Genomic DNA, 17,353 nt, shown 5'->3' with positions numbered 1-17,353 from the left:
GTGCAAAGTCGTTGTTGTGGGTCAGCCGGCCAGCCGGCGACGCAGGGCGTCGATACGCCCCGCGGTGCTGCCGTCGATGACCTCGTCGCCGACGCGGACGACGAGTCCGCCGCCCAGTGACGGGTCGACCTCGACATGCAGCGCGAGCTGCCGCCCGTAAAGGGCGTTGAGCTTCTCGCTCAGCCGAGCGTGCTGCTCTTCGGACAGCGCGCTGGCGCTGGTCACCTGGGCGACCGAGCGCTGACGGCGTTCCGCGGCCAGCTGGACCAGCCGCTCGAGGGCGTTGGCGACCCCGCGGCCCTTGGCGCGCAGGACGACCTGCTCGACGAGGGTCTCGGTGACCACGTCCACCTTGTCGGCGAACAGGGTGCGGACGAGGGTCCGCTTCGCCTCGGCGGGAGCGGTCAGGTCGGACAGCGCCTGTTCGAGCTCCGGCGCACCCGCAACGATACGAGTGACCCGGAACAGCTGGTCTTCGACAGCGTCGATGTTCCCGGACTTCTCCGCACTGGTGAGCAGCGCCGAGCGGCCGAGGGCCTCGAGCCCGTCGGTCAGTTCGCGCGGGCTCGACCAGCGGCTGCCAGCCACGGAGTCGAGCACCTGCAGGGCCGGTTCGGAAACCTTGCCCGCGAGGATCCCGCGAGCGAGGCCGATCCGGGCTTCGGGCGTCGCCGAACCGTCGGCGACGGCCCGGCGCAGGCCGATCTCCCGGTCCAGCAGGGCGACGACCGAAAGCAGCTCGTCGCCGACCGTCGCCGGGTCCGTACCCGCGGCGGCCAGTACCTCGCCGAGACGATTCTCGGCGAGGTCGAGCGCTTCACGGCTCGCAGCATGCAGCGTCATTCTGGTCTACTTTCCCGCTCCGTTGGAGGCGCCCGCGGTCTCCAGCTCGGCAAGGAACCGGTCCACGGTGCCGTGACGGCGCGCGTCGTCCGCGAGCGACTCGCCGACGATGCGGCTGGCCAGCTCGACGGAGTTACGGCCGAGTTCGGCGCGCAGTTCGGCGATGATCTGCGCCTTCTGGGCCTGCAGCTGAGCCTGCCCCTGGGCGACGATGCGCTGGGACTCGGCTTCGGCCTCGGCCCGCAGCTCCGCCTTGATCTGCTCGGCTTCGAGCCGGGCGTCGTCGCGGATCTTCGCGGCCTCGGAACGGGCTTCCGCCAGCTGCGCCTTGTACTGCGCAAGGTTTTCTTCGGCTTCGGCCTGTGCCTTCTCGGCCCGCTCGATGCCACCCTCGATCAGCTTCGTCCGCTCTTCGTAGGTCGCCTCGAAACGCGGAACGACGTACTTCTTCAGAACGAACAGCAGCAGAAGGAAGGCGATGAACCCGAGGATGAGCTCGGGAACGTGCGGCACGATCGGGTTGGGCACCTCTTCGGAGGCCAACACCAATTCGGTCTTCAGCACAACGTCTCCTTAAGCGATGAGCGGAACTCAGCCTTAGGCGGAGGCGAGGAAGTAGATGACGATACCGATCAGCGCCAGAACCTCGGTCAGAACGAAGGTCGAGAAGGCGATGCTCTGCAGCTTGCCCTGGGCCTCCGGCTGACGGGCGGTGCCGTTGATGACGGCGGCGAAGATGAGACCCACACCGATACCGGGGCCGATCGCGCCGAGGCCGTAACCGATGGCGGCGAGACCCTTGTTGATGCTGACGGCCTCGGCAGCCTGCTGCGCAAGAACGATGTTGCTCACGTGCGTTTCCCTTCAAACTCGGTCCGCGCGACTCACGCGGATCGGGGGCTTTTGGTGTTCTCTCAGTGCTCCGACGCCAGCGCGGCGCCGATGTACCCTGCGGACAGCAGTGCGAAGATGAATGCCTGCAGGACCTGGATGAATGCCTCCAGGAAGGTCATCGCGATGGCGAAGAGGAATGCCACCGGCGACGCGACCTTCACGAGACCTTCGCCCTCGGTCAGCAGGAAGCTGCCACCGAGTGTGAAGACCATGATGATGAGGTGACCGGCGAACATCGCCGCGAACACCCGGATGGCCAGGGTGGCGGGGGCGATGAAGAACTTCTGCGCGAACTCGATGGTGGAGTACAGCGGCAGAACGAACCCGGGAATACCGGCCGGCGCCAGTTCTTTCTTCAGGTAACCCTTGAAACCGTGGCGCTTGAACCCGACGTAGTGGTACACCGGGTAAACGACAAGGAACGCGAGAGCGACCGGGAAGCCGATTCGCGCCATGGTGGGGAACTGGAAGAACGGAATGATCCCGAAGAGGTTGTTCACCAGCACGAAGCTGAACAGCCCCAGGATCAGCGGGATGAACGGCTTGAAGTCGGCCGAACCGATCTGCTCACGCGCGATGTTGTTGCGGCCGAAGTTGTAAATCGATTCGGCGATGAACTGTCCCTTGCCTGGGACGATCTTCAACTTGCGCGAAGACACCATGAAGTAGGTGACGATGATGATCAGGGAGATGACCACCAGCAGCATCGGCTTGGTGAAGCTCAACCAATAGCCGGAACCGAACAACGGCGGCAGGTTGAAGTCTTTGACACCAGGCGGCGCGAACTCCGCACCCTCGGCTAGTACCAGCGCGCCCACTGGGCTCCTTCCGGTTCTCCCGGCCGGCGTTCACTCCGCCGGGGGAATCGTCACGATCTGGACTTAACGTACCCGACACGTATCGGGCCGTCGGAGGCGGCCACCCCACGATGTGCTGAACACGGTTTCACGTTCCGCACACGAGGATTCTCGATGCAGTGCTCCCGGGAGACAGACGCCTACCAGCGGGTACGAGGGGACGATTCAACACCGTCGCCACACTGCTGTTCGGGGTTCGTCATCGGGAGCCGGCAGCCGAGGCCGCCGCCCATACGCGGACCATATCAGCAGGTTCACCCGGGCCGTACAGGCGTACTACATTGCCCCCGATCGGCCGAGGACCTAGGTCCCGTCCCAGGTCAGGACCTGGGTCCCGCGATCAGCGGGAAGCGGGGATGATCGTCGGGATCTTGGTCTTGCGGAACGCCGCGAACTCCACGGCGGCGGCCACGAGAATCGCGACGATCATGGTGACGCCCAGCGCCATCGGCTGGATCGAGGCCACTCCGCGAAGCAGGCTCAGCGCGCCGAAAAGCAGGACGATCTTGAGCACGTAACCACCGAGAGCGATCACCATGACGAACATCGGGTCCATCCCCGCGCTGAAGCGCATGAGGCCCAGCGTCGCGAGCGCGGACACGATCGACAGCACCCCACCGATGACCGAGCCGAGCAGCCCGGGAAGTCCATTGAGGATGGTGAAGACCACGACGCAGACGAGCACCGCGGGCGGAACCAGCATCAGGGACGCCTTCATCATCGCGTTGGCCGCCTGCAGAACCACCTTGGCGTGGGGGTTCTCCTCCGCCTCGACGGTCTTTTCGGTCTCGCTCACAGAAAGCTCCCTGGTCGTCTCAGCCCGCCAGTGTAGGCCCGCGCGGATCGCGTCTTTCAGGCGGTTCGGTTCCGCGACCGCAGCCGGGGGATGACCGACACCAGTGTCGCCAGCAGGAAGCCGAATCCGACAATCCAGAAAACCGCGACGCTGTCGAAGAGCGTCACCGAAACCGCGCCGAACGCGAGCAGACCCGCCCACAAGTAGATGAGCAGCACGGCGCGGCGCTGCGAATGGCCGATCTCCAGCAGACGGTGGTGCAGGTGCATCTTGTCCGCGGCGAACGGGCTCTCGCCGCGACGGGTACGGCGGACGACGGCCATGATCAGGTCGAGCATCGGCACGAACAGCACCGCGGCGACCACGACGAGCGGCGAGAGCAGCGCGAGCGCGTCCTTACCGCTGAACTGCGGATAGGGCACACGGCCCGACGCGGACGTCGTCGCACCGGCCAGCATGAGCCCGATCATCATCGAGCCCGAGTCACCCATGAAGATCTTCGCGGGCTGGAAGTTGTACGGCAGGAAGCCCAGACAGGCCCCGGCGAGCGTGGCCGCGATGAGGGCGGGCGGGTACGCGCCGACGTCGCCACCCGAGGAGTCGAGCAGGCCGAGGGAGAACGAGCACGTAGCAGCCGCGGCGATGAAGCCGAGGCCGCCGGCGAGCCCGTCGAGGCCGTCGACGAAGTTCATCGCGTTCACCATGACGACCACCAGCACGACGGTGAGCAGCGCGCCCTGGTTCTTGTCCAGCACCAGCACCTGGCCGAAGGACTCGCCGCCACCGCCCCACGGGACCCAGAACGACACCCATTGCACGCCGAAGATCACCAGGATCCCGGCGCACATGACCTGGCCAGCCAGTTTCGTCCAGGCGTCCAGTTCGAAGCGGTCGTCGAGCGCGCCGATCAGGGAGATGACCCCCGCGGCGAGCAGGACGCCCAGCGAGTCGAAGGAGTAGTCGAAGCCGCGGCTCAGCGCGGGCAACTGGTGCGCGAGCCCCATCGCGGCGGCGACGCCGAGGAAGATGCCGATCCCGCCCATCCGCGGGATCGGGGTGACGTGGACGTCACGGGCCCGCGGGTTGGCGATCGCGCCGATCCGGATGGCGACGCGGCGCACCACGCCGGTGAGCAGGAAGGTAACGGCCGCCGCGGTGAGGGCGACGAGGAGGTATTCCCGGATCGGGAGGCCTTGCGTAGGAGGCATGGTGCGTTACGCCGCCGAGGTCCAAGTCACTCGAACACGCTACCGCGCTGGGGGGATACGCCCGGACACGGTACTGACACCCGGTGAATCAGGCGAGTGACTCCGCTGGCACACCCAGTACTTCCGCGACCGCGGCGCGGCTGACCGCGCCCTCCCGCAGGATGACCGGGTCGTCGCCGGTGAGGTCGACCATCGTGGACGGAACGGGCGCGCCGGTGGATCCGCCGTCGAGGTACACCGCGACGCTGTCACCGAGCTGGTCGACCGCTTCCTGCGCGGTGGAGGCGGGCGGCTGACCGGACACGTTGGCGCTGGAGACCGCCATCGGGCCGACATCACGCAGCAGCTCCAGCGCGACCGGGTGCAGCGGCATGCGCAGCATCACCGTTCCGCGTGACTGGCCCAGATCCCACTGCAGGCTCGGCGCGTGCGGCAGGACGATGGAGAGGTCGCCCGGCCAGAAGGCCTCCATGAGCGCACGGGCCTGCGGCGGCGTGCCGAGCACCAGTCCGTCCACAGTGGACCAGGAGCCGACGAGGACACCGACCGGCATGTCCGGGCCGCGGTTCTTGGCCCGCAGGAGGGACTGGACGGCGCCGCCGTCGAAGGCGTCCGCGCCGATGCCGTAGACCGTGTCGGTCGGAAGGACGACGAGACGGCTGGAGCGCACCGCGCTCGCCGCCGCGGCGAGCCCGTCGGCCCGCGTTTCACGCTTGCTGCAGTCGTACACCGCGCTCATGGCGCTTGAGCCTATCCCTGTGCGCTTCGGGGGCTCGCGAAGGTGCCCACGCGCGTGAGGTGAAGGGGCCTTTCATCGCAAAATTTGCGATGAAAGGCCCCTTCACCTCAGAACCGCGCTCCCGTTACAAGGCGAAAGCGGTACAGAACGACGTCGCCGTCTTCGCCGGGTCGGCGATCGACGTCGCGGTCAGCTTGATGTGCGCGACGTGGTCACCGCCCGCGGCCCGTTTGGCGTGCGCCGTCGCCGACGACCGCCCGCCGAACGGGACGGTGGACAGCTCGTTCGGCAGCCGGACCTCCCAGCCCTTCGCGGTGGTGGACGCGCTCAGCCGGTAGGTGTCGGTGTCGAAGGGCGCGGCCGCGCCCTTCGCGTCGCCCGTGTTGAGCACCGGGAACGAGCAGCTCGCGAGCCCCTGCTTGGCGAACGCCGGGGCCGACGGCCACAGCGAGACACCCCTGGCCTGCGTGCCGGCGCCGTCGAGCGAGGCCACCGTGACGACGTAGGACAGCACGCCCTTGCGGTCGCGTTCGACGTCCGAGACCAGGAACTTCAGCCGGTTCGCCTGATCGGTGTACTCGTACTTGCTCGCCGAACCGGTGCCAGCCTTGAACGCGGCGTCGTTGAGCTGGCGGTAGTCGCCGATGGTGATCGGGACCGCGGTGCCGTCCGGTTTCTTGTAGTCGGTCATGCCGATGTCGGCCGGGTTCGCGTCGACGATCCATTCGAACGGGGCGTTGTCCTGGTTCTTGGTCTTCGCGATGATGACCCCGGAATCGGGCGCGAAGGAATCGCTGCCCATCCGGTCGACGACCTCGACGGTGTAATTGTCGTACCCGCCGCCGTCACAGAACGGATCCTTCGAGCGATCGCATTTCGGCGAAAGGTCCCCGCCGGTGAGCGCGATGTTGAGCCCGCTGTACGCGCCCTGCCCCGGAAGAACCGAACGCGCCGTGATCCGCGCCGAGACCGGGCCGGACTTCGCGAGCTGGTTCCGGTCGAGTTTGAGCACGTCTTCCGGGTCGACGATGTCGAGTTTCATCTTGGTGCGCAGCATGTGATGCGCCCCCATCGAACCGCCCTGTGTCGCCGGGATCTGCCAGCGGGTGTGCGGTCCGCCCGGCCCGTTGAACGTACCGCGCGACATCATTTCCCACGGTCCGGTGTAGGCGCGGGACGGCGGATTTCCGAATGGGTTGTTGTAATTGTCGCCGATGCCGAGAATGTGGCTGAATTCGTGCGCGTAAACCGCCTGACCCGAGCTTTCCGCCTGGGTCGAGGAGCCGGTGACCGCGTTCGGCCAGATGCTCGCGGCCGATTTCCACGAAGTCCACGGAACGTAGCGGGTGGCCGCGGCGTTCGGCATACCGGCGACCCCGGGGCCGAATTCGTCGGGCACGTTGCCCGGCTCGCCGAATTTCATCACGCCGAATTCCTGCCAGGTCGCGCTCTCGTCCTGCCCGGCGGAAAGGTAGAAGACGAAGTCGAACTGCTTGGCGACGTCACCGACGTCGGCCCGCCAGGCCGCGCCCGCGTCGGCACGCAGGTCGCGTTTGCAGTTCGCGGTGGGCGGGCAGGCGTCCGGCTGGAATTCCATGCCGTACTCGAAGGACTTGCCCGGCAGCCGGTAAGGGCCGAACGCGGTCAGTTCGACGCCCAGCCTGCCGCCGGAGTCCTCCATCCAGTACTCGTTGATCGTGTGGCCGCGATTGAGCGCCTGCGGCTTGTTGAGGAAGTCCTGGTAGAACTTCGCGACGCCGGCCCGGGGGATGTTGCTGGCGGCGGGGCCGGGGTTGCCGAACACCGTCGAATGCGGGGCCTGCGTGACGGCGAATTCCTGGTCCGGGTAGTCCGCGAGGACCACGGCGCCCTTGAACATCCGTTTGGTCGGCTTCAGCGCCGGATCGGCCCAGTTGGTGCCGGGTGGCTTGCGGTAGTCGTCCCACGTCATGTGGTCCTGGTTCTCCCAGGTCGACCCGTCGATCGGGGCGGGCCAGCCCTGCACCGGCACCGCGGCGGACGCCGGCTGAGCGAGAAGGCCCGGCAACAGCACGGCGGTGGCGAGTACGGCGAGTGTTCTGAGTGGGGTTCGTCGGAGAGACGATCGCATCGGGGTACACCTCCCAGTCGGACCGCCGATCAGGCGGCCTTGTCCGACGTTAGGAGGTGGCCTTTGCCCTGGGCACCGCCGGAAGTCGTGAGTCCCGCTAACTATCCGGCCCAGCTCCGCGTGAAGGACGTCAAGAGACGCGCAAAGCGGTGACGAAACGCGGCCGTCCGGCGAGGTCGAGGTGGCCCTGTACGTCGGTCAGCACCCGCCGCGCGCGCACGAGCGCCGGGACGGCGGAACCGTGCGTGTCGTCGTGCTCGATCGCCATCCCGCCGGTGGGCCGCAGCAACCGCGCGGCGGCGGCGATCGCGTGCCGGATCACGGCCAGCCCGCTCTCCTCCGCGAACACCGCCCGCGGCGGGTCGTGCTCGGCGACCTCCGCCGGTACCGGCGTGCCTTCCGGCACGTACGGCGGGTTGCACAGGACCAGGTCGACGAGCCCGTCGAGTTCGGCGAACATCGTGCTGTCCGCGACGTCGCCGGAGTACAGCCGGATGGGCGTGTCCCCCGCGTCGGCGTGGACGTCGGCGTTGTGCCGGGCCCAGGCGAGCGCTTGCGCGTCGATGTCGACGGCGTAGACGACCGCGTCCGGCCGCGCGTGCTGCACGGCCAGCGCCAGCGCGCCGGAGCCGGTGCACAGATCGACCACCACCGGGTACTCGCGCCCGTGCAGCAGTTTGAGGCCCCATTCCAGGAGCAGTTCGGTCTCCGGGCGCGGGACGAACACCCCGGCGCCGACGTTGACCGTGATGTCGCCGAGCGCGGCCCAGCCGGTGAGGTACTGCAGCGGGATCCGTTTGGCGCGCTGGTTCACCAGCTGGCCGATCGCGTCGATGACCGGCGGGTCCACCAGCGGCACCATCGGGAGGCGGCCGCGTTCGACGCCGAGGACATGCGAGGCGATGATCTCCGCGTCCGAGCGCGGTGACGCCACCCCGGCCTCGGTGAGAATCCGGGTCGCTTCCATGATGGCGAGGCGCAACGGCTGCCGGTTCACTGGTGTTCCTTCACAGAGTCAAGCCTGACACACAAGGCATGCGTGCCGGGGGCGGTACACGCGGGCTCAGGGTATCGATTCCCTTCAGCGCACCCGCCACGAGAGCGACGACAACGTCAGCGCCGCTTCGGCCACTCGCCGCGCGAGGTCCGTCTGGAGGCTCTTCGTCGCCGAAGCGATCCACTCGTCGACGTTCCGTACGCCGATATCGCGGTACTCGACGGCCTGGAGCAGCATCTCGAGCTTGTCCGCGTCACGCGCGTACAGCGCCTCCGGGCTCTCCGCGGTCTCGTACTCATCGACGGCTTCGCGCACCGAGTCCCGGGCGGCACCGGGAAGCGCCGACGTCTGCGCGGCCGTGATCGCCCTCGGGTCCGGCTTCTCGACGAAGCCCTTGATCGTATGCGGGAGGTCGCCGGTCCGCGTCTCCTGCGTGTCGTGCCAGAGCGCGAGATACGCCGCCCGCGCCGGGTCGGCACCGCCCTCGGCCGCCAGCAGCCCGGCCAGCTGCGCGACCCGCGTCGTGTGCTCGGCGACCGATTCGGGATCGCGGACCCCCGCCTGCCACCACCCGGCCCGTCGGATCCGCTTGAGCACACCCAGTTCGAACCCGAATCTGGCCAGGGCTTCCACGCTGCTCCTCTACGCGTCGACGACGAGATATCCGGCCAGTGTCCCCCGTCGCCGCCGGAGCGTGTCGATCCGGTCGTCCATCTCGGCCAGTTCGCGGCGGATCTCCGCCACCACGGTCGGGCACATGTCCAGCTCGGGCAGTTCACCCTTGGCACACGGGAGCATCTTGGCGATGACCTGCGTGCTCAGCCCGGCCGCGAGCAGCGCGCGGATCTGACGGACGGCGATGACCGCGTCGTCGTCGAACGTGCGGTAGCCGTTGCCGTCGCGCCGGGAGACCAGCAGTCCCTGTTCCTCGTAATAGCGCAGCAGCCGGTGACTCACCCCGGTCCGCCTGGACAGTTCGCCGATCAGCATGTGACCCCCGTCATCCGCGATTGACCTTCACATCGATGTCAGTACCTAACGTCGGCGGCATGACGAATCATTTCGCGCACATCGTCCGCGGTTCAGGTCCCGGCCTGCTGCTCGCCCACGGTGGCGGCGGCAGCGTAGAGGGCAACTTCGGCGGCATTCTCGACGACCTCGCCCGCACCCACACCGTCGTCGGTCCCGACTATCCCGGCACCGGAGCCACCCCGCGCGCCACCGGGCCGCTGGACCTCGACACCGTCGCCGACGAACTCGTCGCCATCGCCGTCGACGCCGGGCTAGAGCGCTTCGCGATCCTCGGTTACTCCCTGGGCACCGGCGTCGCCGTGCGCATCGCGACCCGGCATCCGGAGCGGGTCACCGGGCTGATCCTGACCGCGGGCTTCACGAAACCGGACAACCGGCTCCTGCTGGCGGTCGACATCTGGCGCGAGCTGCTCGACGGCGACCGCAGGCTGCTGGCGAAGTTCCTCACCTTCGCCGCCACCGGCGAGACGTATCTGAACGCGCTCACCCCGGCCCAGCTCGAAGCCGCCATCGACGGGCTCGCCGAGTTCATCCCGGCGGGCAGCCCCGAACACGTCGGACTGGTCGCGAGCGTCGACACCCGCGCCGAACTTGCCGGGATCTCGGTACCGGCGCTGGTCGTCGCCACCACCCAGGACGGCCTCGCCCCGCCCGCCCATTCGCGTGAACTCGCGGCCGGGATCCCCGGCGCCGAACTGGTCGAGATCGAGGCCGGGCACGGTATCGGCGTGGAAGCCCGCGACGAATGGCTCGGCGTGATCCAGAAGTTCCTCTCCTCAGTGGTTAGCGAGGGTACGCACTGATTACGCTTCGGCGTCTTCTATGGTGGCGCGGGTGAAGATCCGGGAATTCCGACTGGCCCTCGGCGTGTTTTCCGCCGCGCTCGGGGTGCTGCTCGTGCGTTTCCTGGTGCCGCGTCCGATCGGCATGGCGGACAACGGCGACGGCTGGCGCATCCTGTGCCAGCTCGGCGCCCGCGAACTCGACAGGCCTTCGGAAATCTTCGTCCGCTTCTCCTACGGCACCGCCCCGGCCTGCAAGAGCGAGTACATCTCCAGCCAGAGCTGGATCGACAAGATCGCCAGCGGGATCGGGCAGTTGCTCGGCTCGTCCGCGATACTGAACCTGCTGGTCCTGGGGGTGCTGGGCTGTCTGCTGGTCGCGGGCGGGATCGCCGCGATCGTCGTCGGCCTGCGGCTCTCGGTCCGGAACAGTGTCTTCGCCACGGCCGCGCTGCTGCTGGTCGCGGCGGACTCGGCCTTCTTCGGATACTTCGCCTCGGTGCTGAGCGAGGGCGCCGCCTTCGTCGGGATGTTCCTGCTCGCCGGCGGGCTGCTGCTGATGCACCGCACCGGGCCGTGGCGCTACACCGGCGCCGCGGTCACCGTGCTCGGCGCGATGGTCGGGATCAACGCGAAGTCGCAGACGCTGCTGCTGATCCCGCTCTTCGCGCTCGCACTGCTGTTCGTCCGCCCGGCGGGCAGCCGCGGCCTCGCCCGGTGGGCGCTGCCGCTGGCCGTGCTCGCCGTGGTCGGCACGGGTACCGCGCTGGTGCAGGGAGCTGGCGACTCGGCCAACGCGGAATACCGCGAAGCCAACATGTACCACGTCATCTTCAACGGAATCGTGGACGGCAAGCACGACACCGCCGGCGACCTCGCCGCACTGGGCCTGCCGCCCGAGTTCGCGAAGTACGTCGGCACGGGCTGGTGGAGCGCGGACGCGGCCTGGCACGATCCCGCGTACGGCCGGTACCGCGACAAGATCAGCCGCCGCAACGTCGCCCAGTACTACCTCGATCACCCGGGGCGGGTGGTCCAGATGCTGCACCGGTCCGCGCAGGAGACGCTCACCGCGCGGGTGCCGAACCTCGGCAGCTTCGGCGAACACGCCGGGCAACCGCCGCTCGCCAAGGAGTACCGCGTCCCGGTCCTGTCCGGGATCACCGGCTGGATCGCGCCGCTGGGGCTCTTCGCCCTGCTGCCGATCTGGCTGCTCATCGGCTGGGCCGGGCTCCGCGCCTTCCGGAACCGCACCGGACGCCGCGACGTCGGCATCGTGGTGCTCCTGTTCCTGTTCTTCGCGATGGGCCAGATCCTGGTGTCCGGTCTCGCGGAAGGCATCGAGAACATCAAGCACCAGCAGCTGACGATCTACCCGACCCTGCTCGCCGCCGCCTTCGCCGCGCTCTCGTTCCTGCCCCGGCGAAACGACGGATCGGACCGCGAAGAGAAGCTTGAGAACACAAAGACAGCGGTCACGGTCTCCTGAACGAGTGATATCCCCGTCTTCGGCGGATCCGGCCCCATTACTTTTTCGTCCCGTCCACCGGGGCATCGGCACCCCGTTCGAGTGACTCCGTGTCACCCCTGTAGTAATTCAGCTATGACCGGCATCATCACGGAGGGTGTCTCCACGACTCCCGCGGACTCGATCGAACGAAGAACCGGGCGCGAAAGAGTATACGGCTGGCTGGCCGGTGATTACGGCAAAGTCCTTTTGGCCGTCCTGGCGTGGAACGTCGCACTGACCACGCTGGCATGGCTGTTCGGTCCCTCCACTCCGTCGAGCGAGGGCATTCCCCAGACCGGTATCGGCTCGACGTCGAGCCTGCTCTCCCACACCTACCGTTGGGACGCGGGCAACTACGGCGAGATCTCCGAACACGCGTACACGGGCAGCTTCGTGCCGGTCCGCGCGTTCTACCCGGTGTTCCCGATCTGCGTCTGGCTGGTCAAAACCCTCGGTTTCGGCACCATCGGGCTGATCACGGCCGGGTTCATCGTCAACCTGATCGCGACCTGGCTGGCCTGCGTCGCATTGCTCAAGATCTCCCGGTTCTTCCTCACCGCCACTCGTTCGCACTGGCTGGTCGTCGCCGCGTTCCTGACCGCGCCCGCCGCCTTCTTCCTGCACTCGTTCTACAGCGAAGCGGTGTTCTGCGCCCTCGGCTTCTGGTCGTACCTTTTCGCGTTACGGCGCCAATGGCTGTGGATGGGGCTGTGCCTGATCCCGCTCACCGCGTCGCGGATCACCGCCGCGGTGTTCATCGGGCTGTGCTTCCTCGAATTCTGGCGCTCCGTCGGCTGGAAGCCGCGCGGTCTGCTGTCCTGGACGATCGTCTGGTTCCCGGTCGCCTATCTCGGCCTCGCCGCGCACATGCTGTACATGAAACTGCAGACCGGAAGCGCGACGGCGAACTTCACCGCGCTCGAGAGTGCCGGCACCTGGTCGTACCACAAGTTCGACCCGAACGTCTTCGCCACGGCGCTGACGGAATTGAGGATCACCGCGAGCGCCCTTGCCGGTAGCAGTCCGATGACCGCATGGACGCTGATGAGCCACGTGCTGCCGACAATCGGCCTGGTCCTGCTCCTGGCGGCATCCGTCTATTTCTTCGTCGCATTACGGTCGAACGGCCTGCCGCCGGCGCTGTTCGGGATCGCCTCCCTGGTGATGTTGACGCTCAACAGCAACGTCGTCTCGGTGCACCGGTACCTGCTCCCCTGTCTGGTCATGTACCTCGCATTGGTGCTTTTGGCCGAACGGCGACCGAAACTGCGCGGCGCGGTTTACGCGACGTTGTACTTCAATTCGTTGATCTGCGGCGCGATCTTCATCCGTTTCACCGCAGGCCACTGGGCAGGATGAGAACACCCGCAGGCCTCGGGATAAGACATTCCGACGATCTTCTAGAATCAACTCCGTTCTGGCCGTGAGACTTACTCACCGCCTTCTCTCGAAAACCGCACCAGGGGGTATTCAGTGCCCGCGGACCACGACAGACGCCGGATCGCGTTCATCTTCCCGATCTACAACGAGGAAGAGAACATCGAACTCCTCCACCGCACGGTGGAGGAGACGATCACGCCGCTCGTCGACCACTACGACTTCAGTTTCGTCTACATCGACGACGGCAGCAGCGATCGTTCGATGGACCTGCTGACCGCGCTGAGCAGGCGAGACGACCGGGTCACCGTGATCGAACTTTCCCGCAACTTCGGCCACCAGCTGGCGGTCACCGCCGGGCTCGACCTGGTGGACGCGGACGCGGCGATCATCATGGACAGCGACATGCAGGACCCGCCGAGGGTGGCGCTGGAATTGATCGAGAAGTGGGAAGAAGGCTTCGAAGTCGTCTACGCCCAGCGTCGCTCGCGCCAGGATTCGGTGTTCAAGAAGTTCACCGCCGGCGCCTTCTACTGGTTCCTCCGGAAGATGGCGTCGGTCGACATTCCCCGTAACACCGGCGACTTCCGCCTGATCGACCGCAAGGTCGTCGACGAGCTGCGGAAATACCGCGAACGGGATCGGTTCCTGCGCGGGTTGGTCAGCTACATCGGCTTCAGGCAGACAGCCGTCCTGTTCGACCGCGACAAGCGGCACGCGGGCGTGACCGGCTACCCCTTGCGGAAGATGCTCCGCTTCGCCGGGGACGGCATCCTCGGCTTCTCCGTCGTGCCGCTGCGGATGATCAGCCGGCTCGGGTACCTGATCTCGCTGCTCAGCTTCATCGGGATTCTCTACGTGCTCGGGGTCAAACTCTTCGCGCCCGCCACCGCCGTGCCGGGCTGGGCCTTCATCACCGCCGCGATGTTCTTCTTGGGCGGTATCCAGATCATCATGCTCGGCGTGCTCGGCAGCTATATCGGCCGGACGTACTCCCAGGTACAGAACCGCCCGCTCTACGGCGTCGCGTCGGTCCGCACCGGCTCGACGGATCTCGCGGCCACCAAGTCCGGAAACCTCGCACGGTGAAGCCGATCAGTGGCACCCAGGTGCGCTTCGGCGTCGTCGGAGTCGTCAACACCGCGGTCGACGCGCTCGGATACGCCTTGCTGGCCACACTCGGCGTCCCGATATTCGTCGCGAACTTCATCTCGACCACGGCGGGCATGCTCCTGAGCTTCACGCTCAACCGGAACTTCACCTTTCGCGCGAAGGACGGCGACATCCGCCGTCAGGCCGTCCTTTTCTTCGCCGTGACCGCGTTCGGCCTGTGGGTCGTGCACGCCGCGGTGATCTTCGCGGTCACCAAGCTGTTCCCCGGGATCAACGTGTTCATCCCGAAACTGGGCGCGATCGCGGTCGGCATGGTGTGGAACTACCTGTTGTACAAGAAGATCGTCTTTCGGCAGGGCACAGCCGAACCCGCGGTGGTCCAGCCTGGCTCCCAGGCAGGCTGAACCACGGCGCCGACAGTAGGCTGATCGCACCTGTTGTCGCCGAAGGGCCCCGCGAAATGGTCATGGATCTCCGAGAAACCGAAGTCGTCACACGGATATCCGCGAATATCGATACCGACGATTTCGCGACGGCGGCCGCGCTGGGCGACCGTCTCATCGGCGAGTTCGAGGCCACCGAGCTGGAGATCTGCCGCGCGGACCCGGAAGGCGGCCGGAGGGGTTACGCGGTCTCCGTCGGTTATCGCACCCCGCCCGCGGACGGCGAGGAGCTCGCCGACACCCTGCACCGTGCCGTACTACCGGCGCTTTTTCACTTCGGGCTCAACGCGGAATTCTTCGAAATCCACGGCACGCCGGAAACCGGCCAATACGGAAGTTACGACGCTTACGACACCGAAACCGACGGCTACACGCTTTATTCGCTCATGGCGAGCGTCGGCGGCACCGATCCGCGTGAACCCGCCTACGTCCCCCGGCACGATTTCACTCCGCGCGAGGAGACCGACGTCATTTCGCGGGTACATCTTTACGTCCCCACCGGGGACCTGCGGCTGGCTGTCGAGCTTTGCGGCCGACCGGCGACCGACCTCGCGGCGTCGCTGGTCCGGATCAACACGGACGCGGGACCGTGCGAAGCGGTGCTGATGTCGGCTTTCCCGGCCGCCGCTGGAGAAAGCGGCGAAGAGGCACTCAGCAGGGTCACGAACGAGGTGACCGAACGCCTCTCTCACGTCGGCATGTCGGTCCGGGCCATCCACACCGGACTGGAAGACGACCCGTTCTCCACCGAGCCGGGTTGGTCGTGAGTGGCGATTCACACCTTCCCCAGTACATGATGGCCCCCTTCCTTGCGCTTAGGCGCAAGGAAGGGGGCCATCATGTACCTCACGCCAGCAAGTCGTCAGCGGGACTTCCACTTGACGGCGAGCGAGGCCAGACGTTCCACATCGGTACGCCGCTGATCGGTGAACGTCCGCTCGGCCGCGGGCCGGAGCCGCCATCGAAGGATCGCGAGTACCTCCGCGAGCTGCTCCTCGTCGAACAGAAGCGTCGCCAAAAGGACTTGTTTCGCCTCACGCAGCTGACCGAGTTTCGCCGCGAGGCCGGGCGAGGAAGCGTTCTCCAGCAACACATCCAGTACCCACAGCACCAGTTCCCTCGGTGCGATCCACCAAGACTCCGGCAGCCGCTCTTCGTAGAACAGGAAGTATCCGAGCGGTGATCGTCCCGGCATGGGTTCGGCGGAATCCCAGCTCAGCTCGGCCCACCAGTCCGCGTACCGGGCCAGTTCGGCGATACGCGGAAGCATCCAGTCGGCCAGCTCACCGGCGGCGACCGCGCTTTCGGCCGCCGTGTACAGCTCGGTGCGCAGCACCCGGATGAGTTCCGGCGCCCGCTCCCCGAACGCGCTGACACCGAACAGGGTGAAGCCCCGGTACTCGACCAGCTCGGCCTTCAGCCCGGGATCGGTCACGTGCTCGATGAGCACGTCGATGACCCAGCCGATCACCCCGCTCGAGGCGTTCCACCAGAAATCCGGGTGGGACGGCTCGGCGGTGTCGAGGAAGATGTCGCCCGACACCGAAGGTCAACCGCCGTGGGCGGCGAGTCGTTCTTCGCGGTCCGCGGTGATGAGCGCGTCCAGCACGTTGTCGAGGTCGCCGTCGAGTACCTGGTCCAGGTTGTAGGCCTTGTAGTTGACCCGGTGGTCGGCGATGCGGTTCTCGGCGAAGTTGTAGGTGCGGATCCGCTCGGAGCGGTCGACGGTGCGAACCTGCGAGCGGCGCGCGTCCGAGGCCTTCGCGGCGGCCTCTTCCTCGGCGATCGCCTGGAGGCGGGCCTGCAGCACCTGCAGGGCGCGGGCCCGGTTCTGGATCTGCGACTTCTCGTTCTGGCACGAGACGACCACGCCGGTCGGGATATGCGTGATCCGCACCGCCGAGTCGGTCGTGTTCACGCTCTGGCCACCGGGGCCGGACGAGCGGTAGACGTCGATCCGCAGGTCGTTCGGGTCGATCTCGACCTCGACGTCCTCGGGTTCGGGGTAGATGAGCACGCCGGAGGCCGAGGTGTGGATGCGGCCCTGTGATTCGGTGGCGGGCACGCGCTGCACGCGGTGCACCCCGCCCTCGAACTTCAGCCGGGCCCAGACGCCGTCGACGTCGGCCGAGCGGCTCTTGATGGACACGGTGACGTCCTTGAAACCGCCGAGGTCCGAGTCGACCGAGTCGAGGACCTCGGCCTTCCAGCCGTGACGTTCGGCGTAGCGCAGGTACATGCGCAGCAGGTCGCCGGCGAACAGCGCCGACTCCTCGCCGCCTTCACCCGATTTGATCTCCATGACCACGTCGGAACCGTCGTACGGGTCCCGCGGCACGAGAAGTTCGGAGAGCCTGGCCTCGAGCGCGGGGATCTTGGCGGTGATCTCCTCGGCCTCGGCCGCGAAGGCGGCGTCTTCCGAAGCGAGCTCCTTCGCCGCTTCGAGGTCTTCACGGGCGGAGTCGAGCTCGCGGATCGTCTTCACGACCGGGCTCAGCTCCGCGTAGCGGCGGCCGAGCTTGCGTGCCCTCGCCTGGTCGGCGTGCACGGACGGGTCGGCCAGCTGCTTCTCCAGCTGGGCGTGCTCCTCGAGCAGACCCTTCAGCGAACTCGAATCCACCACTCCACCTCTCTACGGCCGTCGGACAAGGC

19 protein-coding genes are annotated in these 17,353 nt (G+C 67.1%); 6 read left to right on the top strand and 13 right to left on the bottom strand.

What is annotated here, in order from left to right; genetic code table 11:
* Positions 1-21 precede the first annotated feature (21 nt).
* The 11 genes from ACZ5ZX_RS07365 to ACZ5ZX_RS07315 form a co-directional block, all read right to left on the bottom strand.
* Positions 22-843, bottom strand: coding sequence for a F0F1 ATP synthase subunit delta (locus tag ACZ5ZX_RS07365; RefSeq protein WP_465326110.1), 822 nt, complete (start codon positions 841-843; stop codon positions 22-24).
* A 6-nt stretch (positions 844-849) separates the two neighbouring features.
* Positions 850-1,407 carry a F0F1 ATP synthase subunit B gene (locus tag ACZ5ZX_RS07360; protein WP_037320052.1) on the bottom strand — a complete coding sequence of 186 codons (558 nt, stop codon included), beginning with the start codon at positions 1,405-1,407 and terminating at the stop codon, positions 850-852.
* Positions 1,408-1,440: 33 nt separating this feature from the next.
* A complete protein-coding gene (locus ACZ5ZX_RS07355; RefSeq protein WP_005150354.1) occupies positions 1,441-1,695 on the bottom strand; it encodes an ATP synthase subunit c family protein in 255 nt (84 codons plus the stop codon).
* A 62-nt stretch (positions 1,696-1,757) separates the two neighbouring features.
* Complete coding sequence (atpB, locus tag ACZ5ZX_RS07350; protein ID WP_465501161.1) at positions 1,758-2,555, bottom strand: F0F1 ATP synthase subunit A; 798 nt, start codon at positions 2,553-2,555, stop codon at positions 1,758-1,760.
* 379 nt (positions 2,556-2,934) lie between these two features.
* A complete protein-coding gene (locus ACZ5ZX_RS07345) occupies positions 2,935-3,390 on the bottom strand; it encodes a hypothetical protein (protein WP_465501160.1) in 456 nt (151 codons plus the stop codon).
* A 56-nt stretch (positions 3,391-3,446) separates the two neighbouring features.
* A complete protein-coding gene (locus tag ACZ5ZX_RS07340; RefSeq protein ID WP_465501159.1) occupies positions 3,447-4,598 on the bottom strand; it encodes a glycosyltransferase family 4 protein in 1,152 nt (383 codons plus the stop codon).
* 88 nt (positions 4,599-4,686) lie between these two features.
* A complete protein-coding gene (locus ACZ5ZX_RS07335) occupies positions 4,687-5,337 on the bottom strand; it encodes an L-threonylcarbamoyladenylate synthase (protein WP_465461427.1) in 651 nt (216 codons plus the stop codon).
* A 124-nt stretch (positions 5,338-5,461) separates the two neighbouring features.
* Positions 5,462-7,447, bottom strand: a complete 1,986-nt coding sequence (locus tag ACZ5ZX_RS07330) for a M6 family metalloprotease domain-containing protein (RefSeq protein ID WP_465501158.1) — start codon at positions 7,445-7,447, stop codon at positions 5,462-5,464.
* Between the two features lie 130 nt (positions 7,448-7,577).
* The gene (prmC, locus tag ACZ5ZX_RS07325) at positions 7,578-8,444 is read right to left on the bottom strand and encodes a peptide chain release factor N(5)-glutamine methyltransferase (protein WP_061982290.1); all 867 of its coding nucleotides are present in this window, start codon (positions 8,442-8,444) and stop codon (positions 7,578-7,580) included.
* An 84-nt stretch (positions 8,445-8,528) separates the two neighbouring features.
* Complete coding sequence (locus ACZ5ZX_RS07320; RefSeq protein ID WP_061982291.1) at positions 8,529-9,077, bottom strand: HD domain-containing protein; 549 nt, start codon at positions 9,075-9,077, stop codon at positions 8,529-8,531.
* Positions 9,078-9,086: 9 nt separating this feature from the next.
* Positions 9,087-9,434, bottom strand: coding sequence for a MerR family transcriptional regulator (locus tag ACZ5ZX_RS07315; protein WP_465501157.1), 348 nt, complete (start codon positions 9,432-9,434; stop codon positions 9,087-9,089).
* A gap of 59 nt (positions 9,435-9,493) precedes the next feature.
* Between ACZ5ZX_RS07315 and ACZ5ZX_RS07310 the strand changes: the two genes are divergently transcribed.
* The 6 genes from ACZ5ZX_RS07310 to ACZ5ZX_RS07285 all read left to right on the top strand — a co-directional run bounded on the left by ACZ5ZX_RS07310 (position 9,494) and on the right by ACZ5ZX_RS07285 (position 15,468).
* A complete protein-coding gene (locus ACZ5ZX_RS07310; RefSeq protein ID WP_465501156.1) occupies positions 9,494-10,279 on the top strand; it encodes an alpha/beta fold hydrolase in 786 nt (261 codons plus the stop codon).
* 31 nt (positions 10,280-10,310) lie between these two features.
* On the top strand, positions 10,311-11,747 hold the full coding sequence (gene wsfD, locus ACZ5ZX_RS07305; RefSeq protein ID WP_465501155.1) for a glycan biosynthesis hexose transferase WsfD: 1,437 nt from the start codon (positions 10,311-10,313) through the stop codon (positions 11,745-11,747).
* A gap of 114 nt (positions 11,748-11,861) precedes the next feature.
* Complete coding sequence (locus ACZ5ZX_RS07300; RefSeq protein ID WP_465501154.1) at positions 11,862-13,127, top strand: mannosyltransferase family protein; 1,266 nt, start codon at positions 11,862-11,864, stop codon at positions 13,125-13,127.
* Between the two features lie 114 nt (positions 13,128-13,241).
* On the top strand, positions 13,242-14,234 hold the full coding sequence (locus tag ACZ5ZX_RS07295) for a glycosyltransferase family 2 protein (RefSeq protein ID WP_465501153.1): 993 nt from the start codon (positions 13,242-13,244) through the stop codon (positions 14,232-14,234).
* The gene (locus tag ACZ5ZX_RS07290) at positions 14,231-14,662 is read left to right on the top strand and encodes a GtrA family protein (RefSeq protein ID WP_465501152.1); all 432 of its coding nucleotides are present in this window, start codon (positions 14,231-14,233) and stop codon (positions 14,660-14,662) included. Before ACZ5ZX_RS07295 ends, ACZ5ZX_RS07290 begins: the two co-directional genes overlap by 4 nt.
* A gap of 62 nt (positions 14,663-14,724) precedes the next feature.
* Positions 14,725-15,468 carry a hypothetical protein gene (locus tag ACZ5ZX_RS07285; RefSeq protein WP_465501151.1) on the top strand — a complete coding sequence of 248 codons (744 nt, stop codon included), beginning with the start codon at positions 14,725-14,727 and terminating at the stop codon, positions 15,466-15,468.
* 95 nt (positions 15,469-15,563) lie between these two features.
* Here ACZ5ZX_RS07285 and ACZ5ZX_RS07280 read toward each other — a convergent pair whose 3' ends face one another.
* Complete coding sequence (locus ACZ5ZX_RS07280; RefSeq protein ID WP_465501150.1) at positions 15,564-16,244, bottom strand: hypothetical protein; 681 nt, start codon at positions 16,242-16,244, stop codon at positions 15,564-15,566.
* Positions 16,245-16,250: 6 nt separating this feature from the next.
* The gene (gene prfA / locus ACZ5ZX_RS07275; RefSeq protein ID WP_465501149.1) at positions 16,251-17,321 is read right to left on the bottom strand and encodes a peptide chain release factor 1; all 1,071 of its coding nucleotides are present in this window, start codon (positions 17,319-17,321) and stop codon (positions 16,251-16,253) included.
* Between the last annotated feature and the right edge of the window lie 32 nt (positions 17,322-17,353).

It is taken from the genome of Amycolatopsis sp. NPDC033938 (genome assembly GCF_055575975.1).
This window is presented reverse-complemented; position numbering and strand designations above follow the sequence as displayed.

Excerpts from the sequence above, each read along its gene's own strand:
- ACZ5ZX_RS07300 (WP_465501154.1), top strand. The coding sequence starts at position 11,862 with ATGACCGGCATCATCACGGAGGGTGTCTCCACGACTCCCGCGGACTCG.
- ACZ5ZX_RS07315 (WP_465501157.1), bottom strand. The coding sequence starts at position 9,434 with ATGCTGATCGGCGAACTGTCCAGGCGGACCGGGGTGAGTCACCGGCTG.
- ACZ5ZX_RS07330 (WP_465501158.1), bottom strand. The coding sequence starts at position 7,447 with ATGCGATCGTCTCTCCGACGAACCCCACTCAGAACACTCGCCGTACTC.
- ACZ5ZX_RS07310 (WP_465501156.1), top strand. The coding sequence starts at position 9,494 with ATGACGAATCATTTCGCGCACATCGTCCGCGGTTCAGGTCCCGGCCTG.
- ACZ5ZX_RS07365 (WP_465326110.1), bottom strand. The coding sequence starts at position 843 with ATGACGCTGCATGCTGCGAGCCGTGAAGCGCTCGACCTCGCCGAGAAT.
- ACZ5ZX_RS07340 (WP_465501159.1), bottom strand. The coding sequence starts at position 4,598 with ATGCCTCCTACGCAAGGCCTCCCGATCCGGGAATACCTCCTCGTCGCC.
- ACZ5ZX_RS07285 (WP_465501151.1), top strand. The coding sequence starts at position 14,725 with ATGGATCTCCGAGAAACCGAAGTCGTCACACGGATATCCGCGAATATC.
- ACZ5ZX_RS07335 (WP_465461427.1), bottom strand. The coding sequence starts at position 5,337 with ATGAGCGCGGTGTACGACTGCAGCAAGCGTGAAACGCGGGCCGACGGG.